Raw genomic sequence first — 3,093 nt, forward strand, 5'->3', positions numbered from 1 at the left:
AGGGGCCTCCCACCATTTAACACACCAAACACCAGGCACACCACGCAACGCCACAATGGCCACCCCCCGGGGTGGCCACAACAGTTTAAGCACCCCACACCCGCACCGCGGCACATCCCTGCCGCGGCGCACCCTCGCCGGGCACGGCCGTGTCCGCAGGCCCGCCGCTGGGAGCGGGAACCAGCCCCGCGCCCTGTCGTCCCCTGCCGCCAGCCCCGCGGCCTGCCGTGCCAGGGGCCGCGGGAGCCGCCGGACCCTGCGCCCTGCGGTTGGTGGCGGGTGGTGTTGCGCGTCGCGTTCCCTGGCGGTGGTGGCCATCGCTCTGGTGGCGTGGATCTCCACGGCAGACAGGGCCGCGCTCCAGGCCCTGCTGGCGGTCATGACGGCCGGCGGGGGAGTCGGGACCGTGGTCCTTCTCCTGCTGCTGCTGGCCGTCATCCCCGTGATGCGGGAGATGCACCCCCGCCGTTCCGTACGGAACACGGCCGCCATCCGGCACTGGAGGCGGGTCCTGCCCGGGCGGGAGGCGTACAAGGTTTCCTACCTTGCCCTGTACCCGCAAACCGGCGAAGGCCTGGCCTTTGCCAGGGCGGCCATAGAATACGTGGTCCCGGCCGGCGCGCCGCTGTACGCCGAAGCACGCAGTGTCAGCCACAAAACCATCTATGCCCGTCGTGGCCTCCACCAGCTCGCGACCGCTGACGGGACGCCCGCCCTGGCCATGGGAACCCGCTAAGCAGGCTGCGGCAGCCGCCGCAGCGGATGTCCTGCACTGGCACGGCGGACGCCGGGGGAGTCCTCGAATTCATGTGGTGGAGTCGTGTTTATTTGGTAGTAATCGTAGTAGTATTACTACTATGATTACTACCAAGGGAGGGCCGCCATGGCCGAGCAGTCAGTCAAGGATCGCGTTTACGCCGCCGCCGAGCGCATTAGCGCGGAGAAGAACCCCACGGTCGCCACCGTGCGCGAAGCTGCCGGCGTGTCCAACGCCGATGCGACCAGGTTCCTGAAGGAATGGCGGGCCGAGCGCGACAGTGCCGGTTCCAAGATCGCTGCCACCCCGGCCACCATCACCGAGCAGGCCCTGCGCCTCGCCGGGACCGTGTGGGCGGAGGCAGTCAGCACGGCCACGGCCGAGCACGCCATCATCGAAAAGGCCTGGCGGGATGAAAAGGCCCACAAGGACCGTGAAATCAACGAACTCGCCGCCGACCTCGACACCGCCGCCCGCACCCACCAGGAGAACGTCAAGGAACTGAAGGCACAGGTGGAGGAAAGCAACCAGGCAGCCCGCGACAACGCAGCCGCCGCGGCCGAGGCCCGCGAGCAGCTGGCGCTTGCAGCACGGAAGCATGCCGAAGATATTGCGGAGCTCAAGAGCCAGCTCGCCGAGGCCCGGGCCACCGTCGCCACTCTGCAACAAACCCAGGACGCGCTCATTGCCCGGATTGAACCGCAGGCCAACGACGGAGGGAAGAAGTAAAGCCGTCCTCGCGGACCCAGGCCTGGAGGATTTCACCCCGGGACAACATCCAAACCACCCGCGGTGGAAATTCGGTCAGGGACTGGTTTTGTCAGCAGGACGGCGCGGGCAGTCGGCCGTTTCCTGCAATCGCAGTCAGTCCTGGGAAGCTGGGTTCTGGGCCCAATCCAGTGCTGTGCTCAGGTCGTCCTCGCTGGGCAGGGCTGCTTTTTCGTTGGAGGGGAGTGTCTCGTAGGTGTAGCTCGAGACGGCCATGGGGGAGCCGGCCTGGTTGAGTGCGTAGCGGACGGTGTGGTCCTTGTGGCTGCCGCAGACGAGGATGCCCACGGTAGGGGCATGGGCTTCCCTGCGGAGTCGGTCCTCGACCAGGGCGATGTAGAACTGAAGCTGCCCGATGTGGTCCGGCTTGAACTTGCCGGTTTTGAGCTCGATCACGACATAGCGCAGCTGCTCGACATGGAAGAAGAGCAAGTCCAGGTAGAAGTCGTCGCCGTCGACGTCGAAATGTACTTGGCGGCCGACGAAGGCGAACCCGGGTCCGAGCTCGCGCAGGGTTTCGACCATGCGGTCCATGAGCCGCTGTTCTAGGTCGCGTTCGGCTACTTCACCCGAGAGGCCGAGGAATTCAAAATTGTAGGGGTCCTTGGCGATTTGTTGGGCCAGTTCGGAATCGGGTGCGACGAGCTGCCGGGCAAAGTTTGACGGCGCGGCACCGGATCGCTCAAGCGTTTTGTTCATGATCATGTTCATGAGCACGTTGCGGGACCATCCGTGCTCGACCGCGGCCGCCGCGTACCAGTTGCGCGCGTCATGGCCGAGCTTCTTGTCCAGTAGCACCGTGATGTGGCCCCACGGCAATTGTCCAACAGCCTGTTGGACAATTGGCTCCGGCCAGGCCGCGGCAAACCCGCGCATGTAGAACAGGTTGGAACGGGAGAGGCCCTTCATGTCAGGGAATTCCGTGTGCAGGTCCTGGGCCAGGCGGCCAATGACACCACTGCCCCAACCGTCCTGTTCCTGGCGGGTGAGGATGTCCTGTCCGATGGACCAGTACAGGCTGATCAGCTGTGTATTAACAGTCCGGCGTGCCTGCGCCTGTGCCGACCGCACCCGTTCCTTGAGGGAATCGAGGAGGAGGCCGTAGTCGTCGGGAATGGCAAGGTCGCCGGAATCGGTCATGGGCTTCATTCTATCGACCTGATGGCCGGCAAAAGCTGTCTCGCCTCCGTCGTCTAACACGACCGGCTCTGGTGTCATGAGTACTTGACGCGCTAGGACAAGTCAAGATAGCTTGACGTTTATGACTGAGAACAATCCACTCCAGATGCCGCCGGACCTCCCTGAGTACATTGGCGTCTGGTCCACCTACCAACAGCGCGCTGTATGGGGGCGCGTAATCGCCCGGGGCGGAAACGAGGACATTGCGCTCCAAGCCCTCTCCGAGCTCCCCGAGGCAAGTGCGCTCGACGCTCTCAAAGCAAATAGGGCAGCAGTCGATCTGCTCGTCGGCCGCCGCTGGCACGTCATGGAAGAAGCACGCGAGGCAGGTGCAACGTGGGAAGCAATCGGTGATGCCCTCGGGATCACCAAGCAAGGTGCGCAGGACT

The 3,093-nt window shown here is 64.7% G+C and carries 3 protein-coding genes and 1 pseudogene; 3 read left to right on the forward strand and 1 reads right to left on the reverse strand.

What is annotated here, in order from left to right:
• The first annotated feature begins 310 nt into the window (after positions 1–310).
• Together LPN03_RS20540 and LPN03_RS20545 are read left to right on the forward strand one after the other, a co-directional pair.
• Complete coding sequence (locus LPN03_RS20540) at positions 311–736, forward strand: hypothetical protein (protein ID WP_262455731.1); 426 nt, start codon at positions 311–313, stop codon at positions 734–736.
• A 147-nt stretch (positions 737–883) separates the two neighbouring features.
• Positions 884–1,486 carry a DNA-binding protein gene (locus LPN03_RS20545; protein WP_262455732.1) on the forward strand — a complete coding sequence of 201 codons (603 nt, stop codon included), beginning with the start codon at positions 884–886 and terminating at the stop codon, positions 1,484–1,486.
• Between the two features lie 135 nt (positions 1,487–1,621).
• Here the strand turns inward: LPN03_RS20545 and LPN03_RS20550 are convergent, their stop codons facing one another.
• On the reverse strand, positions 1,622–2,665 hold the full coding sequence (locus LPN03_RS20550; protein ID WP_262455733.1) for a YhcG family protein: 1,044 nt from the start codon (positions 2,663–2,665) through the stop codon (positions 1,622–1,624).
• Between the two features lie 121 nt (positions 2,666–2,786).
• Between LPN03_RS20550 and LPN03_RS20555 the strand changes: the two are divergent.
• A pseudogene (locus tag LPN03_RS20555) lies at positions 2,787–3,093 on the forward strand (hypothetical protein); the annotation flags it as partial.

The sequence above is a fragment of the Arthrobacter sp. A2-55 genome (assembly GCF_025548615.1).
GTDB classification, from domain to species: Bacteria; Actinomycetota; Actinomycetes; order Actinomycetales; family Micrococcaceae; genus Specibacter; species Specibacter silviterrae.

Bases quoted from the DNA above. Each gene is read 5' to 3' on its own strand.
- LPN03_RS20550 (WP_262455733.1), bottom strand. From the start codon at position 2,665: ATGACCGATTCCGGCGACCTTGCCATTCCCGACGACTACGGCCTCCTC.
- LPN03_RS20545 (WP_262455732.1), top strand. From the start codon at position 884: ATGGCCGAGCAGTCAGTCAAGGATCGCGTTTACGCCGCCGCCGAGCGC.